The following is a 6149-nucleotide window of genomic DNA, read 5'->3' as shown; positions in this document are numbered from 1 at the left end:
CCGTCCTTGTCGAGCGCCACATGGCCCGCGCCGTTGACCATGAAGACGCTGGAACGCACCTCATCCCCGGACGCTGGAGGCGAGGGCGGATCCTGCATCAGGATGGCGGACAGGGCGAAGAGGGTCAGCATGGGCGGGGATCCCCGTTGATGGATGATCCATCTGATCACACCGGCTTTGCGGCCATGTTTCAGCCGGGCGGAGAAATGTTTCAGCCCTGAAATGACGCGGAGCGCCGGCTCCGTCACAATGGCCGCATGCAAGCCGACGCCGCCGCCCGCATCCTCGTCGTCGACGACGACCCCGGCATCCGCGAGGTGCTGTGCGACTACCTGAGCCAGCACGGGTACGAGGCGCGCGGCTGCGCCTCAGCCGCCGAGATGGATCACGCCCTCGCCGCTCGAAGCGCCGACCTGATCGTGCTGGATCTGATGATGCCGGGCGAGGACGGGCTCTCGGTTTGCCGACGGCTCGCCGGCAAGGGGGGGCCGCCGATCGTCATGCTGTCGGCCATGGGCGAGGACATGGACCGGATCATCGGTCTTGAGCTCGGCGCCGACGACTACCTGCCCAAGCCGTGCAATCCGCGCGAACTGCTGGCCCGGGTGCGGGCGGTGCTGCGCCGGCCGAGGGAGGACGCCGGCGACGGCCCGGCGCTGTCCTTCGCTGGCTGGCGGCTGGACCTGATGCGGCGGGAGCTGACCCGCCCCGACGGCCAGCCGGTCCTGATGTCCGCCGGCGAGTTCGCCCTGCTCCGGGCCTTCGCGGAACGTCCCGGGAGGGTCCTGAGCCGCGATCAGCTGCTGGAGCGGGCGCGCGGCGCCGACGCCGACGTGTTCGACCGCGCCATGGACGTCCAGATCAGCCGCTTGAGGAAAAAACTCGACGACGGGTCGGGACTGGAGATGATCCAGACCTTGAGAGGCGAAGGATACATGTTCGATATGCGCGTCGAACGTCTGAACGGCGCCGGGCGGTGACCGTCAAACGTCGGACGTCCCTGCCCGTTCTGGTTCAGGTCGCGGCGCTGGCCGTACTGGCCGTCGTCATGTCGCAGGCCGTGGCGTTCGGCGTCGTGGTTCTGGCGCCCGAGCCGCGGCCGGCGGGCTTCAGCATCGCGACGGCGGCGGACGCCCTGAAAGGCCTTCCCGCGGAAACGTCGGATGGTCGGGCGCTGCGGCGGCGATTGACCGATCAGCCCATTCTTCCCGAGACCCCCAGGGGCGACGACCTCATGGCCGCCGCGATCGGCGCGGGTCTGGCGCATCGGCTCGGGGTGGCGAGTGGCGACGTCCGCGTCCGGATCGACGCTCCCGGACGGCCGGTGCGACGAGCCGGCTCCCTGTGGGTCAGGGAGGGTCAGCACGCCTTCGGCTTCGGGCTCGTCGATCAGCTCGGGGGCCGGGTGGGATCGCCGCCCCGGCCTGCGGCGTCGTTGGCAAATCCGTCCGAGGCGCGGAACGGGGGCGGCGCCCGCGAGGTGCGGGCCCAGTTGAACGTCCGCCAGCTCCGATCGGGCGCAGGCGACACCACCTTCATTGTTCAGAGGGACACGCGTGGCTTCTCCATCCTGGCTGACCGCCTGACCTTCGCTCCGTTTACAGCGTCGGTGCGCCGTGCTGACGGACGGTGGGCGACGGTCGAGCCGCCGCGGGACCTGCTGTCGCCCTGGCAGAAGAGGGTGCTTCTGGCGCTCGCCATCTCCATGCTTCTGCTGGCGCCGCTGGTCTGGTTCATGGCCCGTCGTCTGACCCGGCCGATCCGGGTCTTCGCCGACGCCGCGGAGCGCCTGGGGGCCGACCCCGACGCCGAGCCGCTGACGCCGTCCGGCCCCAGCGAGGTCCGCACCGCCATCCACGCCTTCAACGACATGCAGGCGTCCCTGCGCGATCACATGCGCCGCCGCACCCAGACAGTGGCTGCCATCGCCCACGACCTGCGCACGCCCCTGACCCGTCTTCGCTTCCGGGCCGAGCAGGCCCCGGAGGCGGTGCGCGACCGCATGGCCGCCGACATCGAGGAGATGGACGCCCTGATCGCCCAGGCCATGGCCTATGTCCGGGGCGAGACGCCTTCGGAGCGGCGCGAGCGGTTCGACCTCGCCGCCCTCGCCGCAGACTGCGCCAGCGGCTTCTCGGAAACCGGAGCCGCCGTGACCTTCTCGGCCGGCGCCCCCCTGCCGGTGGACGGCGACCCCGCCGCCCTGCGCCGCGCCCTGTCGAACCTGATCTCCAACGCAGTCAAGTATGGCGGCGAGGCGCGGGTCTCTTCGTCCGCCAGCGACGGACGCGCGGTGATCGTGGTCGAGGACAACGGCCCCGGTCTGCCCGAAGAGGAGCTGGAGGCGGTGTTCGAGCCCTTCCATCGCGCCGAGCGGTCGCGCAATCGGGAGACGGGCGGCGCGGGCCTCGGCTTGACGGTGGCCCGGCAGGCGGCGCGGGCCGTCGGCGGCGACGTCTGGCTGACCAACCGGTCGCAAGGCGGACTGGCCGCGCGGCTGGAGCTGCCGCTCGCATCCTGACCGGCGAAGTTACAGTTGATCACGTCATGTTACGCGCCCGGGGTTGATCCCGAGCGTCACCGGTTCCATTGAAAGCGCCAATCAGAAACCGCTTCTCCGGAGACCGCTCTATGACCGTTCGCGTCGCCATCAATGGCTTTGGCCGCATCGGCCGCCTCGTCCTTCGCTCCATCGTCGAGCACGGCCGTCGCGACATCGAGGTGGTGGCGATCAACGACCTCGGCCCCGTCGCCACCAACGCCCACCTGCTGAAGTACGACTCGGTCCACGGGCGGTTCCCCGGCACGGTGGAGAGCGGCGAGGACTGGATCGACGTCGGCCTCGGCAAGATCAAGGTCACGGCCATCCGCAACCCGGAAGAGCTGCCGCACAAGGATCTGAACGTCGACATCGCTTTCGAGTGCACCGGCCTGTTCACGACGAAGGAGAAGGCCTCGGCCCACCTGAAGGCCGGCGCCAAACGAGTGCTGGTCTCGGCCCCCTGCGACGGCGCCGACAAGACCATCGTCTACAAGGTCAACCACGACGTCCTGACCGCCGACGACATCGTCGTCTCCAACGGCTCCTGCACCACCAACGCCCTCGCCCCGGTCGCCAAGGTCCTGCACGACCTGTTCGGCATCGAGCGCGGCTACATGACCACCATCCACAGCTACACCGGCGACCAGCCGACGCTGGATACGATGCACAAGGATCTCTACCGCGGCCGCGCCGCCGCCCTGTCGATGATCCCGACCTCGACCGGCGCCGCCAAGGCGCTCGGCCTGGTGCTGCCGGCGCTGAAGGGCAAGCTGGACGGCTCGTCGATCCGCGTCCCGACCCCGAACGTCTCGGTCGTCGATCTGAAGGTCGTCGCCAGTCGCGAGGTGACGGTCGAAGAGATCAACGCCGCCATCCAGGCCGCCGCCGACGGCCCGATGAAGGGCGTTCTGATGACCACGACCGAGCCGCTGGTCTCGACCGACCTCAACCACGTCTCCGCCTCCTCCACCGCCGCCCTGCCCCAGACCCAGGTCGTCGACGGCAAACTGGCCCGCGTCCTGACCTGGTACGACAACGAATGGGGCTTCGCGACGCGGATGGCGGATACGGCGCTGGTGATGAGCAAGCTGATCAAGGCTTGAAGTCGTGACCCAGTACCGCACCCTCGACGACGCCCCCGACCTCGTCGGCAAAACCGCCCTCGTCCGCGTCGACTTCAACGTCCCGATGGAGGACGGCAAGGTCACCGAGGACACCCGCCTGCGCGTCGCCCTGCCGACGATCGAGAAGCTGCGGGACGCCGGGGCCAAGGTGGCCCTGCTTGCCCACTTCGATCGACCGAAGGGCCAGCGGGTGCCGTCGATGAGCCTGGAGCCGGTGGTCGATGATCTGGAGCACCTGCTCGGCGCCCCCGTACGCTTCGCCAAGGACTGCATCGGCGACGAAGCCAGGACCATGATCACCGACGTCGACGCCGGCGGCGTGGTCCTGCTCGAGAACGTCCGCTTCCACCCCGGCGAGGAGAAGAACGACCCCGCGTTCGCCGCGCAACTGGCCGAACTGGGCGACATCTACGTCAACGACGCCTTCTCCGCCGCCCACCGCGCCCACGCCTCGACCGAGGGTCTGGCCCGCCTGTTGCCCGCCTACGCCGGCGAGTCGATGCGGCGCGAGCTGGACGCGCTGGACGCCGCCTTGGGCAATCCGCGCAAACCCGTGATGGGCATCGTCGGCGGGGCCAAGGTCTCGACCAAGCTGGACCTGCTCAAGAACCTCGTCGGCAAGCTCGACCGCCTCGCCATCGGCGGCGGCATGGCCAACACCTTCCTGTTTGCGCAAGGGATCGACATCGGCGGCTCGTTGGCCGAGCGCGACATGGCGGACACAGCCCGCGAGATCCTGACCGAGGCGGCGGCGAAGGGCTGCGAAATCCTGCTGCCGGTCGATTTCGTCGTGGCGACCGAGGTCAAGCCCGGCGCGCCTTCCCGCCCCGTAGTCGCCGGCCAGCCCCTGTCGGCCGACGACAAGATCCTCGACGCCGGTCCGGCGAGCGTCGCCCGGCTGGTCGACGCCCTGACCGCCTCGAAGACCCTGATCTGGAACGGCCCGCTGGGCGTGTTCGAGGTCCCGCCGTTCGACGTCGCCACCGTGGCGGTCGCCCGCCATGCGGCGGCGCTGGCGAAGGCCGGCGTGCTGACCGCCGTCGGCGGCGGCGGCGACACGGTCGCGGCGCTGCACCACGCGGGCGTGGCGGACGACATGACCTTCGTCTCTACTGCGGGCGGCGCCTTCCTCGAGTGGATGGAGGGCAAGCCGCTGCCGGGGGTCGAGGCGCTGAGGGCGCGCTGACCGCGACTGCCGCTGTAACACGGCGTGACTTCGGCCCGCTCCGGCGTTAAACCACGGAAAAATCACACGGGCTCAGGAGCACTCAAATGGCGCGCATCACGCTGCGACAACTTCTCGATCACGCCGCCGAGCACGGGTACGGCCTGCCGGCCTACAACATCAACAACATGGAACAGGGTCTGGCGATTATGGAGGCGGCCGAGGCCGTCAACGCGCCGGTCATCATCCAGGCCAGCCGCGGTGCCCGCAGCTACGCCAACGACGTGGTCCTCGCCAAGCTGATCGACGCCCTCGCCGAACTGTATCCGCACATCCCGGTCTGCATGCACCAGGACCACGGCAACGGCCCCGCCACCTGCGCCACCGCCATCCAGTACGGCTTCACCTCGGTGATGATGGACGGCTCGCTGGAGGAGGACGCCAAGACCCCCGCCAGCTACGAATACAACGTCGAGGTCACCCGCCGCGTCGTGCAGATGGCTCACTCGTGCGGCGTCTCGGTCGAGGGCGAGCTGGGCGTGCTGGGCTCGCTGGAAACCGGCATGGGCGAGGCCGAGGACGGCCATGGCTTCGAGGGCAAGCTGGATCACTCGGCCCTGCTGACGGACCCGGATCAGGCCGTGGACTTCGTGCGCGAGACCCAGGTCGACGCCCTCGCCATCGCCATGGGCACCAGCCACGGCGCCTATAAATTCAGCCGCCAGCCCGACGGCGACGTGCTGGCAATGAACGTGATCGAGGAAATCCATCGCCGCCTGCCGGACACCCATCTGGTCATGCACGGCTCGTCCTCGGTGCCGCAGGACCTGCAGGACATCATCAACCAGTACGGCGGCCAGATGCCCCAGACCTGGGGCGTGCCGGTCGAGGAAATCCAGCGCGGCATCAGGCACGGCGTGCGCAAGATCAACATCGACACCGACAACCGCATGGCCATGACAGGCGCGATCCGCAAAATCTTGTCCGAGAAGCCCGGCGAGTTCGACCCGCGCGCCTATCTGAAGCCCGCCAAGGAGGCGATGCGCAAACTCTGCCAGGAGCGCTTCGTCCAGTTCGGCTGCGAGGGCATGGCCTCGAAGATCAAGCCGCTGTCCACCGCCCAGATGGCCAAACGCTACGCCTCCGGCGAGCTGAACCCGCAGACCGGCGGCGTGGCCCAGGCGGCCTGAGTCCATCCCCGACCCGGGCTGCTATCCCTCCTCGTCCTTCCGGGGCCGCGAAGCGGAACCCGGAATCCAGGAGATCGGGCTGCGACGCCTGAAGCATCTGTTTGCCTTACCCTGGATTCCGGGTTCTG

Annotated in this window: 5 protein-coding genes; all 5 read left to right on the top strand. The window is 69.2% G+C overall.

Annotation, left to right across the window (positions count from 1 at the left end; all coding sequences use genetic code 11):
• Positions 1–257 precede the first annotated feature (257 nt).
• The 5 genes from VGB60_RS06680 (at position 258) to fba (ending at position 6021) form a co-directional block, all read left to right on the top strand.
• Entirely contained in the window at positions 258–980 is a 723-nt protein-coding gene (locus VGB60_RS06680; protein WP_331037486.1) for a response regulator, read from the top strand.
• On the top strand, positions 977–2521 hold the full coding sequence (locus VGB60_RS06675) for an ATP-binding protein (RefSeq protein ID WP_331037485.1): 1545 nt from the start codon (positions 977–979) through the stop codon (positions 2519–2521). The genes VGB60_RS06680 and VGB60_RS06675 overlap by 4 nt, the downstream gene beginning before the upstream one ends.
• Positions 2522–2631: 110 nt before the next feature.
• Positions 2632–3645: a type I glyceraldehyde-3-phosphate dehydrogenase gene (gap, locus tag VGB60_RS06670; RefSeq protein WP_331037484.1), complete on the top strand. Its 1014-nt coding sequence runs from the start codon at positions 2632–2634 to the stop codon at positions 3643–3645.
• A gap of 4 nt (positions 3646–3649) precedes the next feature.
• Positions 3650–4852 (top strand): phosphoglycerate kinase, encoded by a 1203-nt coding sequence (locus tag VGB60_RS06665; protein WP_331037483.1) that lies wholly within the window; start codon positions 3650–3652, stop codon positions 4850–4852.
• 86 nt (positions 4853–4938) lie between these two features.
• Complete coding sequence (gene fba / locus VGB60_RS06660) at positions 4939–6021, top strand: class II fructose-bisphosphate aldolase (protein ID WP_331037482.1); 1083 nt, start codon at positions 4939–4941, stop codon at positions 6019–6021.
• The last annotated feature ends 128 nt before the right edge of the window (positions 6022–6149 follow it).

Origin of the sequence: Brevundimonas sp., assembly GCF_036399195.1 — a bacterium.
GTDB lineage: Bacteria > Pseudomonadota > Alphaproteobacteria > Caulobacterales > Caulobacteraceae > Brevundimonas.
This window is presented reverse-complemented; position numbering and strand designations above follow the sequence as displayed.

Coding starts and splice junctions, on each gene's coding strand:
- VGB60_RS06680 (WP_331037486.1), top strand. CDS start 258: ATGCAAGCCGACGCCGCCGCCCGCATCCTCGTCGTCGACGACGACCCC.
- fba (WP_331037482.1), top strand. CDS start 4,939: ATGGCGCGCATCACGCTGCGACAACTTCTCGATCACGCCGCCGAGCAC.
- gap (WP_331037484.1), top strand. CDS start 2,632: ATGACCGTTCGCGTCGCCATCAATGGCTTTGGCCGCATCGGCCGCCTC.